Source organism: Moellerella wisconsensis (assembly GCF_022592395.1).
In the GTDB taxonomy this organism is placed as follows: Bacteria; Pseudomonadota; Gammaproteobacteria; order Enterobacterales; family Enterobacteriaceae; genus Moellerella; species Moellerella wisconsensis.
In genome coordinates, this window is sequence record NZ_CP093242.1 from 2,732,271 (window position 1) to 2,756,764 (window position 24,494).

Annotated in this window: 20 protein-coding genes and 1 pseudogene; 1 reads left to right on the forward strand and 20 read right to left on the reverse strand. The window is 34.6% G+C overall.

Annotated features, from left to right (window positions below; all coding sequences use genetic code 11):
• Positions 1–40: 40 nt before the first annotated feature.
• The 17 genes and pseudogenes from MNY66_RS12040 to MNY66_RS12120 all read right to left on the reverse strand — a co-directional run.
• Positions 41–544 (reverse strand): contact-dependent growth inhibition system immunity protein, encoded by a 504-nt coding sequence (locus MNY66_RS12040; RefSeq protein ID WP_241500972.1) that lies wholly within the window; start codon positions 542–544, stop codon positions 41–43.
• 345 nt (positions 545–889) lie between these two features.
• The gene (locus MNY66_RS12045) at positions 890–1,393 is read right to left on the reverse strand and encodes a contact-dependent growth inhibition system immunity protein (protein WP_241500973.1); all 504 of its coding nucleotides are present in this window, start codon (positions 1,391–1,393) and stop codon (positions 890–892) included.
• Positions 1,394–1,738: 345 nt separating this feature from the next.
• The gene (locus tag MNY66_RS12050) at positions 1,739–2,242 is read right to left on the reverse strand and encodes a contact-dependent growth inhibition system immunity protein (RefSeq protein WP_241500974.1); all 504 of its coding nucleotides are present in this window, start codon (positions 2,240–2,242) and stop codon (positions 1,739–1,741) included.
• A gap of 388 nt (positions 2,243–2,630) precedes the next feature.
• Positions 2,631–3,134: a contact-dependent growth inhibition system immunity protein gene (locus tag MNY66_RS12055; RefSeq protein WP_241500975.1), complete on the reverse strand. Its 504-nt coding sequence runs from the start codon at positions 3,132–3,134 to the stop codon at positions 2,631–2,633.
• Positions 3,135–3,468: 334 nt separating this feature from the next.
• Entirely contained in the window at positions 3,469–3,972 is a 504-nt protein-coding gene (locus MNY66_RS12060; protein ID WP_241500976.1) for a contact-dependent growth inhibition system immunity protein, read from the reverse strand.
• Between the two features lie 388 nt (positions 3,973–4,360).
• Positions 4,361–4,864, reverse strand: a complete 504-nt coding sequence (locus MNY66_RS12065) for a contact-dependent growth inhibition system immunity protein (protein WP_241500977.1) — start codon at positions 4,862–4,864, stop codon at positions 4,361–4,363.
• Positions 4,861–10,296 carry a two-partner secretion domain-containing protein gene (locus MNY66_RS12070; RefSeq protein ID WP_241500978.1) on the reverse strand — a complete coding sequence of 1,812 codons (5,436 nt, stop codon included), beginning with the start codon at positions 10,294–10,296 and terminating at the stop codon, positions 4,861–4,863. Before MNY66_RS12070 ends, MNY66_RS12065 begins: the two co-directional genes overlap by 4 nt.
• A gap of 24 nt (positions 10,297–10,320) precedes the next feature.
• Positions 10,321–12,006 carry a ShlB/FhaC/HecB family hemolysin secretion/activation protein gene (locus MNY66_RS12075; RefSeq protein WP_241500979.1) on the reverse strand — a complete coding sequence of 562 codons (1,686 nt, stop codon included), beginning with the start codon at positions 12,004–12,006 and terminating at the stop codon, positions 10,321–10,323.
• 1,389 nt (positions 12,007–13,395) lie between these two features.
• The gene (locus tag MNY66_RS12080) at positions 13,396–13,695 is read right to left on the reverse strand and encodes a helix-turn-helix domain-containing protein (RefSeq protein ID WP_047254737.1); all 300 of its coding nucleotides are present in this window, start codon (positions 13,693–13,695) and stop codon (positions 13,396–13,398) included.
• Positions 13,696–13,740: 45 nt separating this feature from the next.
• Positions 13,741–14,736 (reverse strand): fimbrial protein, encoded by a 996-nt coding sequence (locus MNY66_RS12085; RefSeq protein WP_241500980.1) that lies wholly within the window; start codon positions 14,734–14,736, stop codon positions 13,741–13,743.
• On the reverse strand, positions 14,714–15,010 hold the full coding sequence (locus tag MNY66_RS12090; protein WP_047254735.1) for a helix-turn-helix domain-containing protein: 297 nt from the start codon (positions 15,008–15,010) through the stop codon (positions 14,714–14,716). Before MNY66_RS12090 ends, MNY66_RS12085 begins: the two co-directional genes overlap by 23 nt.
• A 21-nt stretch (positions 15,011–15,031) precedes the next feature.
• Positions 15,032–15,529, reverse strand: a complete 498-nt coding sequence (locus MNY66_RS12095; protein WP_241500981.1) for a fimbrial protein — start codon at positions 15,527–15,529, stop codon at positions 15,032–15,034.
• A gap of 12 nt (positions 15,530–15,541) precedes the next feature.
• Positions 15,542–16,057: a fimbrial protein gene (locus MNY66_RS12100; RefSeq protein ID WP_241500982.1), complete on the reverse strand. Its 516-nt coding sequence runs from the start codon at positions 16,055–16,057 to the stop codon at positions 15,542–15,544.
• A 77-nt stretch (positions 16,058–16,134) separates the two neighbouring features.
• Positions 16,135–18,633, reverse strand: coding sequence for a fimbria/pilus outer membrane usher protein (locus MNY66_RS12105; protein WP_241500983.1), 2,499 nt, complete (start codon positions 18,631–18,633; stop codon positions 16,135–16,137).
• Between the two features lie 24 nt (positions 18,634–18,657).
• Positions 18,658–19,323, reverse strand: coding sequence for a fimbrial biogenesis chaperone (locus MNY66_RS12110; protein ID WP_047254731.1), 666 nt, complete (start codon positions 19,321–19,323; stop codon positions 18,658–18,660).
• 60 nt (positions 19,324–19,383) lie between these two features.
• Positions 19,384–19,914, reverse strand: a complete 531-nt coding sequence (locus MNY66_RS12115) for a fimbrial protein (protein WP_047254730.1) — start codon at positions 19,912–19,914, stop codon at positions 19,384–19,386.
• Positions 19,915–20,720: 806 nt separating this feature from the next.
• Positions 20,721–20,984 (reverse strand): annotated as a pseudogene (locus MNY66_RS12120) (IS3 family transposase); the annotation flags it as partial.
• A gap of 518 nt (positions 20,985–21,502) precedes the next feature.
• Between MNY66_RS12120 and MNY66_RS12125 the strand changes: the two are divergent.
• The gene (locus tag MNY66_RS12125; protein WP_047254598.1) at positions 21,503–21,787 is read left to right on the forward strand and encodes a helix-turn-helix domain-containing protein; all 285 of its coding nucleotides are present in this window, start codon (positions 21,503–21,505) and stop codon (positions 21,785–21,787) included.
• A gap of 531 nt (positions 21,788–22,318) precedes the next feature.
• On the opposite strand, the gene MNY66_RS12130 is transcribed toward MNY66_RS12125, so the two are convergent.
• The 3 genes from MNY66_RS12130 to MNY66_RS12140 are packed head-to-tail and all read right to left on the reverse strand — an operon-like array spanning position 22,319 to position 24,489.
• Positions 22,319–23,263 carry a fimbrial protein gene (locus tag MNY66_RS12130; RefSeq protein ID WP_241500984.1) on the reverse strand — a complete coding sequence of 315 codons (945 nt, stop codon included), beginning with the start codon at positions 23,261–23,263 and terminating at the stop codon, positions 22,319–22,321.
• 16 nt (positions 23,264–23,279) lie between these two features.
• Complete coding sequence (locus MNY66_RS12135; protein ID WP_047254603.1) at positions 23,280–23,831, reverse strand: fimbrial protein; 552 nt, start codon at positions 23,829–23,831, stop codon at positions 23,280–23,282.
• 28 nt (positions 23,832–23,859) lie between these two features.
• On the reverse strand, positions 23,860–24,489 hold the full coding sequence (locus MNY66_RS12140) for a fimbrial protein (RefSeq protein ID WP_047254600.1): 630 nt from the start codon (positions 24,487–24,489) through the stop codon (positions 23,860–23,862).
• Positions 24,490–24,494: the final 5 nt, after the last annotated feature.

Here is a 24,494-nt window from a genome sequence, read left to right on the forward strand (position 1 = left end):
TAATCGAACACTGATAGATAAAAAGATTTACCGCGTTAGATTAAACATAATTTCTGCAACGTAAAAAGGCTTTTTTGACTGTAGCTCCGAACGCCTCATCTGACACACTGGAAGGCAAAATAATATTATCCTCTTCCTTCATTCCCTGCCCACCCCATGCTTCGAGCTTTTCGTGTGACCATGGCATAACCTTTATTTCATTATTCAATAACTTAACTTTACAAGTGTGCATCTTTTTAAATAATGCTTTGCGGTTTTTATAGCCCCACATGTCCATAGCTTCAGCAATCCATAATTTATATCGCACCGCAACCTTATCACGATGAAAAAAATCAGGGTCTTTGGGGTCTACCAGGCGGCTTAAGGATAATGCATGCCGAATGGCATGACCGAACTCAGCATCTGCGACCTGTTTGGTAAAATAGATCGGAGCCACTAAATTATCGCTAACCAGTAATCCATGTCCAGATGTTGTTTTTATGCAATAAAATTTTTCAGTGGCATAAATAGCAGTATTGAGTCCTTGTCCAAAATTATCAATCATTGAGTTTCTCCCGCCACAACAGTGACTTTTACAGTAATCGTCCTATCCGCCAAATGCACGAGAAACTTGCGCTTGAAATCCTGAAATTGATCACTATTCGCTGACTTTTACTATCTTTTCGCCAAAAATGTGGCGTTCGGTTATCGTTCAGTTCGAGATGGGTTAGTGAAGGAATTTGGAATTGAGTTAGATAGACAGCCTCGAAAAAGGGAGCGGCTAAAGTGGCTTGTGCAGTTAATTCTGTATCAGCGATGACTCATAAATTGATTTACATTCCCTAAGGTGACCGCCTAGACGCTCACCTTTAATCGAAAACTAATAGAAAAAAAGATTTACCGCGTTAGATTAAACATAATTTCTGCAGCGTAAAAAGGCTTTTTTGACTGCAGCTCCGAACATCTCATCTGACACACTGGAAGGCAAAATAATATTATCCTCTTTCTTCATTCCCTGCGAGCCCCATGATTCGAGCTTTTCGTGTGAACATGGTGTAACCTTTATTTCATTATTCAACGACTTAATTGAACAAAAATGCATCTTTTTAAATAATGCTTTGCGGTTTTTATAGCTCCACATGTCCATGGCTTCAGCAATCCATAATTTATATCGCACCGCAATCTGATCATGATTAAAAAAATCAGGATCTTTGGGGTCTACCAGACGACTTAAGGATAATGCATGCCGAATGGCATGACCGAACTCGGCATCTGCGACCTGTTTGGTAAAATAGATCGGGCTCACTAAATTATCGCTAACCAGTAATCCATGCCCAGATGATGTTTTTATGCAATAAAATTTTTCAGTGGCATAAATGGAAGCATTGAGTCCTTGTCCAAAATTATCAATCATTGAGTTTCTCCCGCCACAACAGTGACTTTTACAGTAATCGTCCTATCCGCCAAATGCACGAGAAACTTGCGCTTGAAATCCTGAAATTGATCACTATTCGCTGACTTTTACTATCTTTTCGCCAAAAATGTGGCGTTCGGTTATCGTTCAGTTCGAGATGGGTTAGTGAAGGAATTTGGAATTGAGTTAGATAGACAGCCTCGAAAAAGGGAGCGGCTAAAGTGGCTTGTGCAGTTAATTCTGTATCAGCGATGACTCATAAATTGATTTACATTCAGTAAGGTGAGCGTTTAAACGCTCACCTTTAATCGAACACTGATAGATGAAAATATTTACCGCGTTAGATTAAACATAATTTCTGCAGCGTAAAAAGGCTTTTTTGACTGCAGATCCGAACATCTCATCTGACACACTGGAAGGCAAAATAATATCATCCTCTTCCTTCATTCCCTGCCCACCCCATGCTTCGAGCTTTTCGTGTGAGCATGGTGTAACCTTTATTTCATTATTCAACGACTTAATTGAACAAAAATGCATCTTTTTAAATAATGCTTTGCGGTTTTTATAGCTCCACATGTCCATGGCTTCAGCAATCCATAATTTATATCGCACCGCAATCTGATCATGATTAAAAAAATCAGGATCTTTGGGGTCTACCAGACGACTTAAGGATAATGCATGCCGAATGGCATGACCGAACTCGGCATCTGCGACCTGTTTGGTAAAATAGATCGGGCTCACTAAATTATCGCTAACCAGTAATCCATGCCCAGATGATGTTTTTATGCAATAAAATTTTTCAGTGGCATAAATGGAAGCATTGAGTCCTTGTCCAAAATTATCAATCATTGAATTTCTCCCGTCACAACAGTGACTTTTACAGTAATCGTCCTATCCGCCAAATGCACGAGAAACTTGCGCTTGAGATCCTGAAATTGATCACTATTCGCTGACTTTTACTATCTTTTCAGCAAAAGATGTGGCGTTCAGTTATCGTTCAGTTCGAGATGTGGCGTTCGGTTATCGTTCAGTTCGAGATGGATTAGTGAAGGAATTTGGAATTGAGTTAGATAGACAGCCTCGAAAAAGGGAGCGGCTTTCTAAGCCATTTAATGCGCCGCGGATAATTATTATTGGAATATCTATTACACTAAAATAAATACACTAAAATAAGGTGACCGCCTAGACGCTCACCTTTAATCGAAAACTAATAGAAAAAAAGATTTACCGCGTTAGATTAAACATAATTTCTGCAGCGTAAAAAGGCTTTTTTGACGGCAGATCCGAACATCTCATCTGACACACTGGAAGGCAAAATAATATTATCCTCTTCCTTCATTCCCTGCCCACCCCATGCTTCGAGCTTTTCGTGTGACCATGGCATAACCTTTATTTCATTATTCAATAACTTAACTTTACAAGTGTGCATCTTTTTAAATAATGCTTTGCGGTTTTTATAGCCCCACATGTCCATGGCTTCAGCAATCCATATTTTATATAGCACCGCAACCTTATCACGATGAAAAAAATCAGGGTCTTTGGGGTCTACCAGGCGGCTTAAGGATAATGCATGCCGAATGGCATGACCGAACTCGGCATCTGCGACCTGTTTGGTAAAATAGATCGGGCTCACTAAATTATCGCTAACCAGTAATCGATACCCAGATGTTGTTTCTATGCAATAAAATTTTTCAGTGGCATAAATAGCAGCATTGAGTCCTTGTCCAAAATTATCAATCATTGAGTTTCTCCCGCCACAACAGTGACTTTTACAGTAATATTCCTTTCCGCCAAATGCACGAGAAACTTGCGCTTGAAATCCTGAAATTGATCACTATTCGCTGACTTTTACTATCTTTTCAGCAAAAGATGTGGGGTTCAGTTAGAGATGGGTTAGTGAAGGAATTTGGAATTGAGTTAGACAGCCTCGAAAAAGGGAGCGGCTAAAGTGGGAGCGGCTAAAGTGGCTTGTGCAGTTAATTCTGCTCATAAATTGATTTACATTCAGTAAGGTGAGCGTTTAAACGCTCACCTTTAATCGAACACTGCGAGATAAAAAGATTTACCGCGTTAGATTAAACATAATTTCTGCAGCGTAAAAAGGCTTTTTTGACGGCAGCTCCTAACGCCTCATCTGACACACTGGAAGGCAAAATAATATCATCCTCTTCCTTCATTCCCTGCGAGCCCCATGCTTCGAGCTTTTCGTGTGACCATGGCATAATCTTTATTTCATTATTCAATAACTTAACCGTACAAGTGTGCATCTTTGTAAATAACGCTTTGCGGTTTTTATAGCCCCACATGTCCATGGCTTCAGCAATCCATAATTTATATCGCTTCTCAATCTGATCATGATTAAAAAAATCAGGATCTTTGGGATCTACCAGGCGACTTAAGGATAATGCATGCCGAATGGCATGACCGAACTCGGCATCTGCGACCTGTTTGGTAAAATAGATCGGGCTCACTAAATTATCGTCAATAAGTAATCCATGTCCAGATAATGTTTCTACACAATAAAATTTTTCAGTGGCATAAATGGAAGCATTGAGTCCTTGTCCAAAATTATCAATCATTGAATTTCTCCCGTCACAACAGTGACTTTTACAGTAATATTCCTATCCGCCAAATGCACGAGAAACTTGCGCTTGAAATCCTGAAATTGATCACTATTCGCTGACTTTTACTATCTTTTCAGCAAAAGATGTGGCGTTCAGTTATCGTTCAGTTCGAGATGTGGCGTTCGGTTATCGTTCAGTTCGAGATGGATTAGTGAAGGAATTTGGAATTGAGTTAGATAGACAGCCTCGAAAAAGGGAGCGGCTTTCTAAGCCATTTAATGCGCCGCGGATAATTATTATTGGAATATCTATTACACTAAAATAAATACACTAAAATAAGGTGACCGCCTAGACGCTCACCTTTAATCGAAAACTAATAGAAAAAAAGATTTACCGCGTTAGATTAAACATAATTTCTGCAGCGTAAAAAGGCTTTTTTGACTGCAGATCCGAACATCTCATCTGACACACTGGAAGGCAAAATAATATTATCCTCTTTCTTCATTCCCTGCGAGCCCCATGATTCGAGCTTTTCGTGTGACCATGGCATAATCTTTATTTCATTATTCAATAACTTAACCGTACAAGTGTGCATCTTTTTAAATAATGCTTTGCGGTTTTTATAGCCCCACATGTCCATGGCTTCAGCAATCCATATTTTATATCGCACCGCAACCTTATCACGATGAAAAAAATCAGGATCTTTGGGGTCTACCAGGCGACTTAAGGATAATGCATGCCGAATGGCATGACCGAACTCGGCATCTGCGACCTGTTTGGTAAAATAGATCGGGCTCACTAAATTATCGTCAATAAGTAATCCATGTCCAGATGTTGTTTTTATGCAATAAAATTTTTCAGTGGCATAAATAGCAGTATTGAGTCCTTGTCCAAAATTATCAATCATTGAGTTTCTCCCGCCACAACAGTGACTTTTACAGTAATATTCCTATCCGCAGCATAGCTGATCGATTTATTAATCTCGAGCCACTGAGCTAAGCTCGTCGTGTTAGGAACCGCAATATGCAAATCTTTTATTTGGATCATATCTTTGGTTAATTCAAATATCCCTCTTCTGCCAGTTTCAAATTCATCGATCTTATCAATATGCTGATTAATTTTTCTATTTACACTATTCGGTGACTGATAGCTCTTAGCTGAGGTATTCAGTGTTTTAACACTGATCGCTTGTCTTGTAGCTATATCATAATAATCAAATGTTTTAAATCCATAAGGTAGTCGTGTACTCTCCGGCAGTTTTAACTCTTTTCCCACAAAATCCTCAAATGGATAACCCTGTTTATAAACCCCCTCCCCCCAAGCCATGCCCGTTTTACTGCCATCACTCTCGATACGGTAGATATCTTTGATTTCAACTATCGGTGGCCCATTTTTGGGGTCCGATAATTGCCGAACTCTATCCACTGTTTTTGTAGTGATACTGGTCGCAGCTTTACCTGCGGCCAGATAACCTATGGCTTTGGTGACTAACTTTCCTGATTCCAGCCCCGCATTAAAAGCCCCATCAACTCCAGCATGTTCATAAGCTTGTTCTATTTTGTCGATACGCTGTAGTAAATCGGCTTTTTCAGCTTGATAGACAGTATCCAGAACATCGCCGCTATTAATCAGGTTTTTTATCGCTTGTAGTGTTTCGCGATAATTAACCGCGGCACCCACAATCGTCACTACGGTGTCATAAAGCTCCACGGGGACACCAGAGACAAATCCCGCCGCTAGCGCACCGTCTTGCGAACTACTCAGCAATCCCCAACGCGCATAAATTACCGCTTTTTTAACGTAATTAGTCTCAGCGTCTAGCTCTCTGTTCATCAATATTTTTTGATGGTGAGACAAGTAATTATTGCGAAAGGTAGTTTCAGCCGATTCGGCTCCGCTATAGACCCCGCCGGGTTTTCCGGTAAATACACCGCCCGCTATACCGCCAAAAGCGCGAGCAACTTGTGCTTGGAGTTCTGAAACCCGTCCCCACTCACTGGCTTTCACAATATTTTCGCCAAAAGATGCGGCTGCCAATTCCGCCGCCAAGCTACCGACCATCGCACCTTTAACATTGCCGCCCCTGATTTCGGCAGCTATACCTGCAACAGTTGCGTGGCTGAGTATTTTCCCCCCTTGCCCCAGATATTCTGCACTGTCACCAATATATTGAGCTCCATCGGCATGAAGTTGGTTGGCGATACTGTGAGTCAACGCGGTTTTAAAATTATCAATAAAATTGCCGCCGTGAATAGCGCTATGGGTGGTGGTGATAATCGCCGATTGTGCCGCAATTCGGCGGGCAACATCGTTCCATTGGTGATGGGTTAATGAAGGAATTTTGAATTGAGTGGGATCGAAGGAGGAACTGGCTAAAGAGGGATCGGCTTTCCAGCCCATATAGATATCGAGGCCATTTAATGCGCCGCCGATAATCATTTGGCTAACAAGGGATTTAACCGTGTCGCTATTGCCTAAGGCTTTGAAGGTATCAGAAAGATTGCCTTCGTTTTCAACTAACGCCACAGCAGCTTGTGACGTTAATCCGGCAAGTCCCGCACTCGCCATGCCAGAAACCACGGCGGCGGGGACGCCTGTTGTGCCGCTAGCAGCTACAGCTGATGCACTCGCCGATGCGGCTAAACCGGAGCCATAAGTCGCGGCAGCAACGGCGATAGCAATCACGGCAGAGACCACTGGGTTTAGCCGCTTGGTTTCATGATCCCAATCGTCATAGGCGTCATAAACCTGATCCCAGTGGACATTATCATTGTCTTTTAGCTGAGCTAACCATTCGCTTCCCTCGCTATTACTTAACGAGGTCAAAACATCATCTATCGACTGCCTATTATTAGCTTTAATATCCGCTGAAATGGCATGGCTCGATTCAATCGAAAGTTCACCACCGATATATAATGACGGTAATGCCCAAGTATCTGCGATATAACCGGTGTCGTTATGAGTAAGGAAAAAACCGGACGACTTGCCAATTACTTGCTCAAAATTACGATCCCTTACTGCCCTAAAATTAATGCTTCCTTGCTCGCTCGTTATCTTGGCATTATTGAGTGTCCTAATTTTTGAGGCTTCGAGCGTAATATCATCTCTCGCCCATAAGTTAATATCCTCTTCAGCGGTAAATTCTGTGACTTTATTTGTTACCTGATATTTTGTCCAATCTCGGGTACTAGAACCAAATAAATTACAAGATTTAAAGCCTAAAAAACGTTTACAACTGCGATCTTTGCCTGATTGGTTGTAAACTTCCTCTACGGCTTGTGCATAGAGAAAGCCACCTTTAGCCGCAATTTCTATCGCGCCTTTTGCCTCCATTTTTGTCGCTTGAAATAGAATACTACCTTCCGATAAAATGGTGAGATTATCCCGGCTCCATATATCTGTAACCGATTGATTATGATATTCTTTTAGCGTATTCCCATCTTGGCGCCGAAAGTGGCTTTTAAATGACTCTAAGCGTATATCCCCACCACTGGTCAATAAAATATCGCTTTGAGATCTAAGAGCACTTCCTTTCGATGTGATGCTGTTATTTGCCGCGAGTATTACGCCTTTATCACCACGAACAAAGGTGTCTATATTAAGTTGGTTTATAATTCCGCTATCAATATCCGTATGCCAAGAGAAAGCTCGCGGATTTAAATCAATATTACGTCCTGCCAGCAGAGTTAAGCGCTCTTTTGAAAGAAGGTTGACACCATTAAGATTAATATCTCGACCTGAACTTAATAACAGATCTTTATTCGTATAGAAGTCAATTCGCTTTACTATATTAGTTACAGGACTATCGATAAGTTCATATAGGGATATTTTATCTTCAGAAAATAGATTAATATCACGCCCTGCGCTTATACTAATTGAATCAATACCGAAGAAAGAGACTCCCTGTAAAGTGAGGTCATTATTTGCCGCTAACGTAATATCTTTCTTATTGATAAATGATAATAAATTATCATATGAAGCGACGCTTGTTTTAGGTCTGAAATTATAATTATCTAAATTTATGTTATCGAGATAAGGATAGGGATAGGGATGAAAAAAAAGTGATTCCATGTAATCTTTATGATTACTGATGGAGATATTATTCCCAGCAGAAATACGCAGGCTATCAGCATCAGAAATAGAGAGATTATTTAATGTTATATCTTTTCCCGCGATCAACGTATTAATGCCTGAAGCGCCAATGCGGCTAAAGTATTTCCCTGAATTTTCATCATAGAGTGAAAAATGAGGGTTATCGAAAATAATACTGTTGTTTTTTGATAATAGAGATACATTTTCACCGATCAGGCTGACAATATTTCCTTGTATTAATTCAACAGCATTGAGTGTTAAATTTTTACCTGCCTGTAATAAGGGTTGATTTAATCTAATATTGGCATTCGCTATTATGGTAAGGTCATTTTCTGCTACTATATTTTGTCCACCAATAAGATTATTAACGTCTAATATAATATTATTGGCCGAAATGTTAGTCAGTGGTGTTTGCGATGTAATAATTTCATGAAAGCTGTCATTATTTGTTATCCCACCTCGATTAATATCAAAATTAAAATTATTTAGCATATTAACGACGAGGTTATTTTTAGCGGAAATATTTCCCGAATAAACCTCATCATCCATCCATAAATTATGTCTTTGATATACTCTAACTGGATACTCTCTGAGACCAAATTCTCGATATTCACCATTAAGCTGATAGTGATCAAAAAAGTGATATTGGCCGGTGGTTAAACTGGGATTATTGAATTCACCGCCTGTTATAATTAAATCATTTTCAGCACTAATATCACTTTGTGAATTATTAATAATATTCGCATTAATAAAAACATTGTTACCCCCCACAATATAGCTAGGCTGACTGGCATTTTCTAATTTAAACGTCCCTTTTTGCACATGGAAGTGCATATTTTGTTTATCTAAATCATAAGGTATTTGGGTGACACCAAACCATTTACGCGGAATTTTACTGGCATCATCATCGGCAGAAAGCCCTAATTCAACAAAAGCAATATTAAGCCATCGGGGATTATTAGCTGACATTAATCCCCAGTCATTAATCAATAATATTCCTTCTTCAGGCAATATTTTTTGTTCAATTAAAGTTAATGGATTTTTATTCTCTAATCGCTTAGTACGAATAATTAAATCGCCTTTCTCAGTTTTTAGTGTTGCCGCTCTATTTTCAACTAAATGACTTAAATCTCCTTGTGCATTTTTTTGTATCCATAAATTATCATTTGCTTGAATAAGTGCTTTATCGCCACTATTTATCAGTTGATTACTGAATAATCGTATATTTCTTTGAGCGATAATTTGACCATAATTATTGAGATTATCTGAGGCTAAAGTAATATCTTTTTCTGCATACAGTCGTTTATTCCTAGTAACGTCAATATCTTTACTACTGATATTTAAATCAGTCGTAGATTGAATATTGCCATTAAAAGTTATTTTACCGTCAACGGTGATCGTAATATCTTTTTGATTACTGTGGATATTAGCTAAATTAACCCCAACGCCCGCTTCGCTGCTGACTAGCCGAATTTGATTAGCATACATCCCTCCCAAGTTTTTGGTATCAATAGCGATGGCGGGTTTTCTATAATTAGCCGGTATTTGTGTACTTGGTATTTGCGTAATAGTTCCGTTTTGAAAATCAACTTTATTAACTCCCTGTATTAAAGAGAGCTGTTGTGCTTTTATTTTTCCATTCAATTCAGTTGCACGGCTAATAATTTCTGTATAATCCGTAGATAGAGCATCCATTCCACCGCGACCAACAATCACTCTTCCGCGCTTAACATCAAGCGCGGTTAATGCCCCTTGAGGATCGAAAATAGGTTTTCCGGTGGTTAAAGTAACAACGTGTGAATTAATAAAACTACAGCCATCACAAGTGATCCCATTCGGATTAGCAATAAATACCGCTGCTTTTTTTCCAGCGACTTCTAATTTTCCATTTAAATAAGAGAACTGATTACTGGTCACTTCATTAATGATTAAATCAGCCGCTTGACCTCTTAACTGACTGTTCGCATTAATTAGTCCAGCTAACTGAGAAGTCACCTTATTGGTGGCATTATTGAGGATCATTCCTTGATTATTGATATTAAACTGTCGATATTTATTATGCGAAATTCCCGCATTATTGGGCGTAGCAATATTAATAATAGGAATATTATTTTGTTGGGTTAATTGCGTGGATTTATTTATTATTAAAGCACTCCCCCAGGCAGGATGGAGAGGATAAAATGCGGTTAATAAGATCAACCCATAGCCCAAAATACATTTTGTTGCTGAAGGTAATTTATGTGACATAATTAACACTCCTTGTTAAATAGGTTACAAAGATAAAGAAACAGACCAATATAAAGACCAATGATCTGGTTGGTAATTTTTAGGGTAATAAAAGGGAATGCTAGCAATAAGCTGTGAATTAATGCCGGATTTATGGTTAAAATTAATACCTATTGCACCGCCTGAGATAAATTCGTCTCCCTTGGCCTGATAACCTAAATCCCAAGCACCGACCAAAGTGAGGGCGCCCATAATAGGTTTTGGCAACAAGTAATTAATATCATTACGCCAATAAAACCCCTGATTTCCAGATAACATCTGGGCCTTGAAACCCCGTACAGAATATTGACCACCAAGATGTATTTGTTCGACGCTATATAAATTATCTCGTGTTATTTGCCCATGAAATGAGGTAAGAAAAGATAATTTCGGCGAGAAAAAATATTGATAACTGCTGTTTAAACTTAATTTATTAAAGTGGCTACATGGGTAGTCGTCTACGTTTATATTTGGTGATGCACCAAACGCATTAATTCCCTGTTTAAATGTGGGACTAAAAGTAAAATATCCGTGGCTTAATACTGTATTATATTGAGCAGTGAAAATTATTGATGTTAGTATTGGGCTACTAATATCGATTAACTGCTCCATAAATTTAATTCTTACTCTCTTATTTTCTAATCCGCCATGTACTAATACTCTTTGTTTAGCATCTCGATAAATTAAACGGCTAATTTCAACGTATTGATTACTATTTTTCACTTCATAATCAAAGGATTGATAATCAACTTTATCAGTCTGAAATGAGCGACTATTAAATAAATGATAACGATAATTCCAATTTCCATATGGAACATTAAGGCCCAATATATAATGGTGATTAAAATGTGTTGTACTAAAGTCAGTATCGCTATTTCCACTGACCGACCACTGCTCACCCAACCCCAATAGAGAATCAAATATTAATCCTGCGTTTAGCTGTTTTTCACCGTTAGATTTTGAGCCTGAATTATCTAATTGTAATTGCGTGGCCAGTGGGATTTTCTTTCCTTTACGGTAAATAAATAAATGGGATAAACCTGTTTTTGAGCCCGCTTGAATATCTATTGAATAATGATAGCTATTTAATCTATTTAACTGCTCTAATCCTTGCTCTATATCTCGTAAATTTAATATTTCCCCTATTAAATTAGGGTAAATCATATTCACAGTTCTTGTTGGTGAATTCTGAATTTCAATTGATTCAATTATTCCTTCAATAATTAATATTGTAAGTGTTTTCAGTGTGAGATCTTGTTCAGGAAGGCTAACTTGTACCGTGACATATCCTTTTTTCACATAATAATTTTGTATTAACTGTGTAATACTTTGGATATTATTTATTGTTAAACAGTTATCGAGATAATTTTCTATTAACTTATTTTTTTGTTTATCTGAAAATACTGTCATGCCTGTTAAATTAATTGACTCTATAGTAAAACAGCGATTTTCATCATCGGATATTAATATTGGGTTATCTGAGGCAATACGAGGCTTCTGTTTTAAGTTTTGCCGCTGTCGCTGCGCTGACTCTAGCCATTGTTTTTGTTCAAATTGAATAAGATCTTGATTTGATATGTTTTTATTTTCAATACTATAGCTAGATGGGCTAGCTATTAATAAAAACAGAACGATGACTATAGAATAAATTGTATTTTCAATAATTAAATTCCTTATTATTAAAGGGTCCATTTTTAATATTTAAAATAAACTAATACAAACAATAACAGGGTTCTTAGTTTAGTAAATAGATAAAAATACAAAAGCACACTAAATATAATAAGCTATTATTAACTTACCATACATACCTATTTAATAACTGGTTGTTTTATTTAATTTAATTATCACACAAACAAAACCAGTATATTTGAATAAACACACTGAGTAAGAAAAAATAAATTAGTTATAGTCATTGTTTATTATTGCAATAAGTTACCTCACTGAAATTAATAATTTATTTATTATTGTTTTGTCAGGTTGTTTATTTAAATTACCCTTTTCATTCTGTATATATATTATTAACTACAGACTAAATATCAGGATTTAATGATTGTAACTTTTTTATTTTTACTCTTTATTGCGGGAATTTGGTGTGCGGATGATATCAATAGCCCAAATAGACACTCAAAATTATCATAAACAGTTAATTTTATCGCTCTGAATGACCAAGAATGAATCTGAAGTCTCAATTGCGCCTCACATAACTTTGAAAAACTTAACTATTTTTTAAGCTTAATTTCGTTACATGACATTGAAAGGGTTATGATAATAACCAAGTTAACGCATATTTCATTTATATCCTTAGATACCATCCCTTTAAGCCCCTTCTCTGGGGCTATTTTTTTAGCAACTGAAAACGTATAAGCGAAAAGCATATTTATTGAATTATAAGGCTAGGTTGTCCTAAATATCCGTGGGGATCCAGTTTTCAATATTGGCACCCATAGTTTTAGGTTCAATATCAATGGCTTTTACAGTACGGTAATATTAATGAATCAAAGAGGCGATTCGAATCACCGATATCTGCTATGCGGTGTCTAATTATGGTGCGACATTACACCGGTCAATATTCAATAGTGTCAAAATACACGATGAATTTGAGCAGGCGGATAAACATCAGGGGGTATCGTGAATGTTGCACAGCGCTGACCAGATAAAGGCTGTCAAGAGGGATTACAGCAAGGTATTGCATAGAAAGATTGCGTAGACATCAACGTCAATTAGAGAGGTTCGTAACCTGCTAAAAAGCGAGGTTAATTTTGAGATCATTATTAAAAGCTTCTATTGCGAAGTACTAATTTCTTTACTGTGATTATGTGTTTGTAATAATTTGGCTGTGATTATTGGTCAGGGGGCATATCTCCGGTGCGGCGAGCTATTACCATGAGGATTTTTTACTCATTCTTAGCCTATTGCTTTGAGCGTCTTACTTTGAGCGCCTGACTTCGAGTACATTACTTTGTATGTATTGTCTTAAATATATGGCTTTTAGCTCATTATTTTCCAAAAAATGAATCTTTAATCGAATTAAAATAAAATACTGCTGATGGCTCATCATATAACTAGTAAAAATATTAACATTTAATCTTTAACTAAAACAGTTTCAGCAAGAAAATGATTTTTTTTATAATCTATATCTTCCTCATCAAAATCATCTATTTCTGTAGATAATTCGCTAAAAAAATAATCCAAATCAACATTAAAAATAGAGGATAATATATAAATTGTATCAGCATGAATATTATTTTCTCCATTCTCATAACGAGATTGATGCTGTTGGCTAATCCCTAATAAAGCAGCAAATTCACAACCGTTCATATTATAACTCTCTCTTAAACATCGTATTTTTTTACCTACCGCTCTTGATACTTTTTTGTTCATAACCTATTCTCATTAATATAATTCAATCTAATGATAACAATTAAATTATTCATATAAAATATTAACTACAGCAGTTGAATTCGCTGAACCAGGCTTTATTACACTTCCTGTTTTTATATAACGAGCTTTCCAGTTAAAAATATAGTCGCCAGAAGAGGTGTTATTTCTCACTCTAATCGGTGTATTTAATGCGACAGGGTTATTATTTCCGTCAATTATTTGAATTCCAATGCCTGTAGCTTGATTTGCTCCTGATAATTTCAACTTACCAGAACTAGCATCAATATATCCTGCATTACTGGTTACTGTAGCTTTAATATTAGTTCCGGCAGCACAACTTAACTTAATTGGAATGGTTTTATTTTGGCTGACATTTCCTATATTTTTAAATTGGGTATCATACCAAGTCCCTAAATTTATATTATAATTATTTGCGTACGTTGTACATTTTAATGAATTTATTTTCACAGAATTATTAGGGATCCTCAATGTTGAGTATATCCATGTGCTATTATAAGGGAAATTATTTTCTTGTTGCGTTCTTGCTAACGCCCCTCCTTTTAAGGCTCCTGATTGAGTCACTTGCCCGGTTTTTATTATTTCCACAGTCCAAGATGAATCGTTTATTCTATATCTATAGCCATTATCCTCAGGTCTATAGTGCTTAAAATTTAAAAAAAACTCATCTGATCTCCCCCATTTAATTCTAATACCAATACCGGGTATATTGGTTTCAGCAATATTATCTGAATTTGGTACCCAACCATTGAGGTAATAGCTTACTATACCAGCATTCCCACACCTTCCATTATTACCAGAGTATGTATTCGTGTAACCTGGGTAATAAATTAATTTATAATTAGCTAATACTCTGACGGAGGTATCATCATATTGAATAGAAAACGTTTCTGGTTTTAAATTGGAAAGTATATTTCTATAATTTGGATTCTGAATACATGCTGCATTTAAATAGGATGAATATAATAATACACCACCCAACAATATATTATATGAACGTTTATTTTTTAATTTTACATTCATTACTTACTCCATCTTTATCTAATGTATTTATTGTTATTTCCATTTTTTCTTTATCATTTAAAATAAAAAAATCCTTCAATGGAATATTAAATATTTTTGCATATTGATTAAGCCTATCCAGATTAATTCGATTAATTCCTCTTTCGTATCTTGACTGTTGCTGTTGACTAACACCAATTACTTTAGCTAATTTATCCAATGAAACTCCATGCATTTTTCTATAATAAGTGATTTTTTTACCGATAATTTTTGATACTGGATAGCGACTCGTCACTTAATCCTCCCGAATATTTATTCAATGATAAATCAATGTGAATTCCAAATGACTTCTAAAGCCTCCCGTTGTTAGCCCTGTGCCATTTTTAATCACTCTTGCTGAGAGAGGATATTCTGCACTCTTGGTTTTTTGATTAACGGTGGCAACTAATTTAGAGCCATTCTTAATATTTTTCTTCGTATTTCTGTCCATTAAATCTAATGCCACACCTTTAGCCTTTCCTTTATTAATAAAGTAATTCGCATTATTAGGATCAGCGACACCTGCTATTGATAAGGTTGCTTGCTTCGTACTTATTGGGCAATTTTTTAATTTCACAACAAAATCAACCCATTTAGTACTCTGATTATTTTTAAATTCGCTAATATTTATTTTTTTAAAATCAATTAAATAATTTTTATTTTCTACCTGACAAGGTGATACGGTGACCCTCCCATAAACATTAATATTTACAGTATTGGCCATTGTAAAAGACGAAAACATTAGAAATAAAAATAAAATTACCGAGTTATTCATGTATTTTCTCTTTTATAAATAAATAATATTTGCAGTTATTTTTGCTGATATCGTCCCTGGCATTCCATTTCCTGATTTACTAAAAGCTCGAGTTCTCAGCAAGATTTTTACATTATCCTTTCCATTTATAGAGACATTTAATGATTTTTTATTTCCTAATTGAATTTTTCCTGTATTATTCTCTAATTGTACTGCAATATTTTTAGCGGTTCCTTGATTCCGGTATAAACTATTCACATCCTCAGGAGCCGAGATCCCAGTAAAAGTTATTTTTACTTGATTTATTGCTGATGAACAATTATTTAAATCAATACTAAAATAACTCCATGCTGAAAATGAATTTAATTTTTCAAATGTAATAGCTGGAATATTTTTCAAATCAATATTAATATTAGCACCATTTGAAATATTACATGTTGAAGCTTTAATATCCCCAGAAAATTTTAAATTTATGCGATCGGAACCAAAAGACAAAAAACTCATTAAAAAACAAATTATTAATAAAAAAACGTTCATTATTTTTTTCATTGTACTTTCCTAAACGTGGGAATATTAACAGTTATTTTTCATTGCTTCTAATAATAGACATTTAAATTTAAAGCTATCTATTTTTGACAAATAGCACTGGTCTTATAAAGTCCTAAATAATCAGCAACACCTGATAAATCGTAATTAACAAAACATTGATTTCCATTATATTTAACAATGAAATTACCATTATCACCAAGCCCAGATAAATATATTTCACCATCACTACCTACAATATTATTTAATTGTGGATTTTCGTTAAAAATAGCTTGGGCACCAAATGGAACAAATTCATTATTATGAAAGGTTAATTTCATTAATACTCGATATCCTACATTTGCTGAGAAATTGGCCTTGACCAATGCACCTCGACTGGGAGAAACCGTCTGGCTAGTTAATTCCATTTCTGTATTTTCAGGTAATTCAGAAGTATCTATATTAATTGTATTTTTACGGTACGGGGTAATATAAGGTATCAACGCATAACCTTGATTATTAGTCTTAACGCCTGCTTGATTTAAAACAGCAACATTGCCTGCATCAGGAATAGCCACGATAGCCGCCGTTTCACCCAGTTGTTGACCAAAAACAATGCCTCCTGAATGAATAGCTAAACCGCCATTAAGCCCATAGTATAAATTATAATTATCTTTGCTGTATCCACTTCCTCCCGAAATTTCACCATATTGACCTTTATAAGACGCATTTAGATTTCCAGAGGAACCTTGGTTTTGAGCAGTATATACTTGCTGCATACTCCAATTTAATTGGTTATTTAACTGCGATGCGGATACACCTACACTTCCTGAACTTGAATTATGGCTACTACTACTCGTATTAAAATTATAATAAAAAGTATCATCAAATACCGTAAAAGGTACGCTAACAGACAATGACACTAAATGGTCATCATTACTCTTAGATTGACTACCTGAACGATAAAAATAGTTATTGGTATTTTTGTTATAAGCATAATTCAAACCATAACTAACTCCTTGCCAACTATTGTTATAACCTATTGTTACAGACTGTGTTTTTCTATCACTATTCCAATAGTTTTCTCTTACATAACCCAGTGATAATGAACCATAATCTTCACCTAAATTTTGATTGACCGTAATCTCAGCACGATTACGACGTCGTTCTATTTGTGGTTGATTAATACCATGACGAAATCCATCAAAAACTTCCGCTAAACTATAAAAATCTTTTGTTGAGTATCGATAGCCAGCTAAAGCAATATTCGTTCCTAAATGATTTAAATTCTTATTATATCTAAAACGATAAGATTGCCCGCGTTTTGTCTTACCATTATTTAAGGTGGAATTAGCTTCTATTATATCAACTGAAATTGCCCCCAAAATACCTAGGTTTTTTCCCGCACCAATAGAGTAAGATTGATATTTATCACTAATCTGACTTCCCCCATAAGCTGTAATTCCATAAGGTAGACCATAAATTAAAGTTAATTGCCCAAATTTCTTTTTCTCTATATTTTTATCATAAGAACGATATTCACCACCTGTCATACTATAAGATAAATAACCTTCACGTTGTAAAACGGGTAAAGATGCGAAAGGTACTATTTGATGCTGTTCACTGCCATTAGCTTCTTTAATTGTTACATATAAATCACCACTACTTCCTGTTGGGTATAAATCTTTAATTTCAAAAGGGCCGGCAGCAACTTCTGTTTGATAAATAGTATATCCATTTTGTTTAATTGTAATTTGAGCATTACTACGAGCTATTCCATGAACGACTGGCGCATAGCCCCGTAAACTTTCAGGATACATATCATCATCAGTCGCCAGCTGTATTCCTCTAAATGGAACACTGTCAAAAACAGAAGAAGGCGATATACCATCGCCTAAAATTAATTGGCTTTTTATTTTATTAATACTGCGAGATAAATAAGTATAAACAGTATCCCACTTACTGCTATTTTCATCACTATTAGACCATGTGGTATAGTTTCTTAAACGCCAAGCACCAATATTAACCCCTGGTCTTAGATTAAGGTAATTAGATGCAGAAGATGAATTATTCTTTTTACGATCATGATTTTTTGAGCCGCTATAACTATAATTTAATAATAACGCAGTAATACCATTATCGATATCATTTAAATCAACAAACCCTCTAGGAGATTGATTCAAAGCAACTTGAGGAACACTTAAATATAAACGTTGTGAATTAAATTCAAAGTCACTCTTTGCATCAGGAATTACCGATAAATTTGCACAGTTATTTTTTAATGTTTCTAAATCTGGATATTTTTCAGTTTTAATACCTAATTTATTTAGAGCTCTTATTGATAAACAAGGAACAAGTTTACTTCCCTCTTTTTTTTCAAAAGAGATACGTTGAGGCCCAATTAAATTGGTATTAACATATATATCAACATAATAGCTTCCAGCTAATTGCTCATTATTTTCAAATTGAGATAAATCCATAGATTCTTTATTGGGTAATTCCAAAAAATCCGGATCAAAATAAATAGCTTTCTGTGCATATGATGAATATGTATACCCTAAAGATAAAAAAAAGATGATATATTTCACATTAAATTTCATATTAAAACCTAATTTAATAAATATTTATATTTTCTTTTCAGATAACTCTACTGTTCCACCATAGTCATTAATAATTTCCCAATTTATAGTTCCATTTTTCTCTTCATTATTTATATCGAATGAACGTGTTGAAAAAGGCGCCACATAAGAAACATCGTTAACAGATTGACCATTAAACTTAATCATTTGAAAATTAATAAAATAAGGGGTTGGGTTTTTAACACTAATTTTATTTCCTGATTTAGACCACTCCAGCTTCTGTTGCTCATCATTAAAACTAATATTCTTTAAAATTTTAGGACGATAAATCAATTTCATTTGAGTTTTAAATGCAATTTGTAATGCATTTTCTATTTTTTCTGTTGCTGGTATAGTTTTTATATTTAGCCAAAATAGAGACTCTCTATCACTAGGTAAGCTTTCTTCCGTTAAAAGTATTCTTAATGTATTGCTATTATTTGAATTTAATCTAAAAAGTGGAGGAGTTATAGTGAAACTTGATTGTTTTTTTTCATCAATATTATCTATCCAAGCTTGAATTAAATAAGGTATATCATCAGGATTTTCAACACTGATATTAACATCCTTTTTCCCTTCATTATAAATAACACGTGTTCCACCGATAATAACACCAGCATTAGATGTATTTATTAAAAATAAAGAGATTAGAAAATAAAAAAAACACTTCATGTTATCACCATATATTTATATGAAGGCTTACATCCATTTAAGCCCTAAAATTAATTAAATTTAGTTATAATTAATCGTAAATGTTGCATTAGCATTGGCAGGACCCGCTGTTACCGTACTGGATTTAGCAATATAACGAGCACGAAAATCTAAATTATTTTCTATTCCTGAACCCGTTTTTAAGTTATAAGATTTAGACGTTGTAAACAAAGGAACTACTATATTTGTATCATCTGTGATTTGAATTCCTACTCCTGTTGCTCCATCTTTCACTTTCTTTAGTGCAATGACTTGATCATCACCAGCATAAGATTCAGCATCAAATTTAACTGAAGCCGCTTTTACTGTTGCAGGACAGTTAATTAATTTGATTGTAAATTTTGTCGCGGCAGCTGTACTTCCTACACCGGGTAATGCAGATTTAGATACTTTCCCTAAATTAACTTTTAATGCATCAGATCCTGCAGCTAATTCACAAGCACTATCAATAATTTCACCCGTAAAATCAATCGTTCCATCGCTTGCTAAAGAATTATTAATAACAAATATAGAGGTTGAAGCTATTAATATTGCTAGTAATTTTTTTTCCATTTATCCTCTCCAAAGAGACTTTATTAAGTAATTTTAATTAATTAAATACAGTTTTAAAAATAATTAATTCACAAAATATCGATTATTTAAATATAATAATTAACTTAATGCATAACTATTATCCGACTAAAATTTACAATTAACAAGTTTGATTTACAGTAGTGAAATATATATATTATTTTATATTTTCAATACCTATAAATGAAAACAACTCGTTATTAGTTATTTTTAAACTGATTATGTTTTTTAAGTAAACTTTTCATACTTTGAAATAATTATAAAAAATAAGAATAAAACTAAAAACCATATTGATTTAAAATTAAGATTTTAGTGTCACTTTATAACTTATATTGTGTTATTTGATATTAAAACCAGTAGATATATAACCTATTATATTATTTGAATTCATTTAATTTAATTTTCTTTATAAATAATAATTAAACAAGTGTCATTTAAAGATCATTAATAAATGATGGTTTTTTATATTCACTCGCATTAATTTATTTACCAAATGACAACGCTTCTGATTAGCTTCAGTCTCAAGCATAGATAATTAAAAAATTGCTTTATCACTAATGATTTTCAATCTCATTTATATTTTCATTAAAATGCACTTAATATAATTAATCATTTTAGCAATATATTAGTTGATTCTTTTGCCAATAACTCAGTCCCAACTCAGGAAATAAGGGAGAAATAATGTACCACTTCAACTCTCTTACTCCGCTGAATTTTTTATTGCCCGTCCTGTTTCAAGGCGATTTATCCACGCTAGCAAGATTAACCCACATGTAATGGAACTAAAATTAGCCACCGTTATATTCATGTGGCCTGAAGAGGCTATAATAGCTAGTGATAGAAGCCATTATTCTATGAGCAGAATCACTGAAGGTCATCTATTCCATCGGTAAGCTCCACTCATTTTTCAGGCTTATGAAGAAGCATTCCATCACACGATTATCCCAGCAGTATCCGCGTCGATTTATGCTCTGTTTGATTAGACAATGCCACAGTAACTACCGGAACAGCATGATTGTATAGTGACTGCCCTGGACGCTGTGGAACATGACTTTATTTCCACCGCCTAAATAAATATCATTGGGTACATTAATAATCCGTATAATCTATACTTTAAGTAAACCTAAAAAAACAGATAACCTTAAAAAATTTAATGAGAATGAAATGAAGGCATAGATTTAAAATCATAATTTATATATGACCATTTTAATTATTAGTATCATTTTTTGGATTGACGTTGATAATAATGCACGTTGGAATTCATGCTATATCATTATGAATTAATGGCGTTTTTAATAGACAATAACATCACCTAAAATATTATCATTAATAGATGATAGCAGCCTCTATATCACCACATATATATTTTCTTACGGCACCAAACAATAAAATTTATTTTATTATTTAGTGTCATTTATATATAAAGTAATAACATCCAGTATTATTTCATGATGAAAAATACAATAATTCTAAAGATAAACAATTAGTAAATAAACTCTAATTTAGACTTTTTTTTTACCGTATAATCACTTAGGATAAGAAAAAATTAAATGTCTATAGGAAATATCTTATGAAAGAGAAATATATCGTATCTAGTTTAGCTGGCGCTAAAATTAAAAAACTAAGAAAAAATGAAGGATATACGGTTAATCAGCTTGCTAGGCTGATAGATAAAAGTGAACAACAATTATTTCGCTATGAACGCGGAGTTAGTAAAATAGATTTGGATACTATAATTAAATGTTTAAAAGTATTAAAAACAAACATGACTTCTTTTTTCGATGAGTTAGCTATTGAAGCTAGAGATATGGCTGAATTAGAAAGATACCGTCAAGATCAACACTATAAATATTAATAAATTGGTTATGTCATTTACATCTTAAATTTTTTAATTTCATACTGATAATCTTTTTCACCCACCATTTAGGTGGGTTTTTTATAACTTGATACTATATGATAAAAATCACTTCCATGTATATGTTATTAACCCTGTAGCATGCCCATCACCAACTGGTGCATTTTCAACACCACATAATACAAAATAAATAGGCCGACTCCATATATTTGACGTTGATTTTAAATCTATTGCAGTATTCCATTTACTAGCAAGACTAGATGAAGTACATACATTTTGATCTTTATCTAATGATATGCCAATCACCGAATAAAACAGAGTATAAATCGACGCGGATACTGCTGGGATAACCGTGTGATGGAACGCTTCGTCATAAGCCTAAAAAACAAGTGGATCCCAGTAATTGAGATATATGACCTTCAATGATGCCGTCCATGGAATGAGCGGTAGGTTATGACGAATAAAGAATAAAATCGATATGGGAAAAATTCTATAATAGTGGCCAGTTTTAATTGGCCACATATCATAATATTAGGGTAATGATATAATTAAAGAGGCATTAGCAACAAAATCACCTTCTTGTAAATCAGTTGGGCTCGGATTATTTTTTTTGACCAATGTAAACGTCACTGTGTCTCGACCAAGACCATTACGTAACCTGGAATTAAACCCACTAAAAGGGGCAATAACCTTCCCATCATGATACATTTCAACTCCTAAGCCCGCGGTTGTCGTCTCAAATGCTGTATTTGAAAATGAAGCCGGTGTAGCACTCAATGATATTTTAATATTTTTATTTACCGAGCGATCCTGACAATCATATTCTAATTCTTTATTAATTTGATAACGTGTATTCGAACCCGTTGTAGCGATAGATGTCTTATTGACCTCACCAAAATCGACATCAATCAGCTGATTATTATTAATCTCACAGGTTCCAGTAACAAGAATAGCTCGGTTTGCAGCAACAAATGTCCAAGTAAAATACTCGTCTTTAGCTCGTGGCTCACTGTACTTAAACAAATTTATTTTCATTAGAACATCACCGGGTTCAATGACTAAATAAGGCCCTAATACTGATGGTGTTTGAAAAAACATATCTATATCTATAGGATGCCAATCACCATCATGCAAACTAAAAACGTTAATTTTCGAATAGTTAGGCGCTAAATGCCTAGAGTCATTCACATAAATGCCTCCAGAAAAACGTTGAGCTTTTAATTTATCACCTAGATGTATCCCATTACTTTCAACTTCTAAGTAATCAACATAAGAGCCGGGAAGATCATTTTTACATGAAAAATAATCTCCAACATTTGCAAATATATTTTCAGAATCACTTAAATTTGAATCAATAGGTACCCGAATAGTTTGGCTACCGTCATCAATCCATTCACCTGTTTGCATATTCTTACATACATAAGCCTGTGCATTACAACAGGTAAAAATAAACAAAAAGAATATTATTTTTTTCATAACCAATGATCTCATCTTAATCATAATTTAAAACAAAAATAGCGGTCGCTTGAAACCTACCTAGCCCTATCGTTTTATTTTTTATCGCATCAGACTCAGCTTCAACATATCCCTGAAAAATGAGATCATTAGTACCATTGCCTAATAAATAAGCGGGAGTTTCACTATTAATTGGGATCAATTTACCATTTCTATCTTTAATTCCAATCCCAATACCTTTGATCAAACTCCCTTTATCTAACGCTAACATTCCCGGTAATTTATTATTTTCAGCACCCAAAAAACCGACTTTCACTCCTTGACCTGCATGAACTTCACAATCCACTAAATGAATAGTAAATGGTTCAAGTGGCGTTCTTTTATTTATATAAAGATATTTATCTACAATAGTGTCAAAGTCTATTTCAATTTCAGCATCTTCTGGTAGCAATGTACATGGCTCTGCAATCAATGTTCCTCGCACACGAACATCTACTTCAGCATGACTTAAAGGAATACAGACTAAATTAATTAATAGAATAAGAATATTACAACCAATAGATATTGGATTGAAAAATAATCGTTTCATGACAAATAAAACTCCCGAGTGATCACATTCAGTCATATATCAACTCAAAGGAAATCAAAGCATGATATGCATCAGGTAGAAGCTTATGACTTACTCTCACCGGTGTAATAAAATAAGTTAAATTATCTTGTCCCGGTGTCAATAAACGAGGAAAACTATCTTCACCTAATGGAATAATTCTCCCGTCAGCATCACTAAGTTGTAATCCAAAGCCTTGAGCTCCCGTCACTCGTATTAATTGAGGATAAAATGGTACAGATGACGCCAAAAAACGAACTTTAACGCCAGGTTGCAATGAACTCCATACCCGAGTATCTGTTCTTCTATCAATAAGATCCGTTGGCGTTTCAATACAATCTAATAATTGAATATGAAAAGGAACTGCCTGCCCCCTGCTTCCGATGTTCTTCAACGTCGCAGTCTCAATATTTCCCATATCGACTGATTGATAAGATGATTCCATAGCAATACGGCAAGGGCTTTCAGTTAAAGCCCCAAAAACATAAAGTTGCCCATTTGCCCCTTCAACATTCCAATTACCATCAGGACGATAAAAAGTGGCATTCTTATCATTCGCTTGTCCAAAAGCGCTGTATAAACTTAAGCAGAGTATGCCACCAAGCACAATCATACGATGAAGCCTAGATGAACCAATCATAGTAA